Source organism: Dyella sp. EPa41 (genome assembly GCF_016586165.1).
In the GTDB taxonomy this organism is placed as follows: Bacteria; Pseudomonadota; Gammaproteobacteria; order Xanthomonadales; family Rhodanobacteraceae; genus Dyella.
Genome location: NZ_BCPR01000160.1, coordinates 1 through 724, shown reverse-complemented (window position 1 = coordinate 724; position 724 = coordinate 1). Strand labels below are relative to the sequence as shown.

Genomic DNA, 724 nt, shown 5'->3' with positions numbered 1-724 from the left:
TCCGAGGCAGACCCGCCACCGCGCCGCGGTGCGCGAAACACGGGCGCGGCGTGACCGCGCACATCACGCGTCGTCGCGCTTCCGCGACAGCTATCACGCACCAGCTCCGCGGCTGCAACGACAGCACGCGCTTTGACAGGAGCGAGCCCCGTGCGCCTCGCGCGCTATGAGCGCCATGGGCGCCATGGGCGCTCGGCGGGCGGATCATTCCGGATCGGCAAACCAGGCGCGCGACCAAGCGCACCGGCGTGGCCGCCGGTTTATTCGGCCGGGCAGGTCATCCCGCCTGAGGTCTCGGGGAATCGGCTGTCGACGCCTTTCGCCGGCCTGCGGCGATGCACAGCGCCTGTCGTTGTGAATCGCCTATGATGCGAGGCTTATCCGGTCGGTATCCCACGGAGCGTCCATCCCGTGTTCGTCCATGTCGAAACGCGTCGTCGCCAGCACGTGCAGTGGGCTACTGCGTTGCTGGTGATCGTATGCGTGATCAGTTTCGTCGGACTGGCCTTGATGCCGGCGCCCCAGCGCACGTCGATGTGGCTGGAGTGGGGCACGGTGCCGGCGAATATCTTCGACGCGAAGCAACCCATTCTTCCGCAGCTGCACGATCCAGCGCTGTTGCGGCTGGTCACGGCGCTGTTCATCCACCTGGCGTGGCTGCATCTGTTGGGCAACCTGCTATTCCTGGTGATCTTTGGCATTCCTGCCGAGCGTGCCTTGGGTT

The 724-nt window shown here is 66.2% G+C and carries 1 protein-coding gene; it reads left to right on the top strand.

Features of this window, described 5'->3' with window-relative positions:
* Positions 1-411 precede the first annotated feature (411 nt).
* Positions 412-724: rhomboid family intramembrane serine protease (locus tag JMF82_RS21870; protein ID WP_201316630.1), on the top strand; the 313-nt coding region annotated here is incomplete at its 3' end.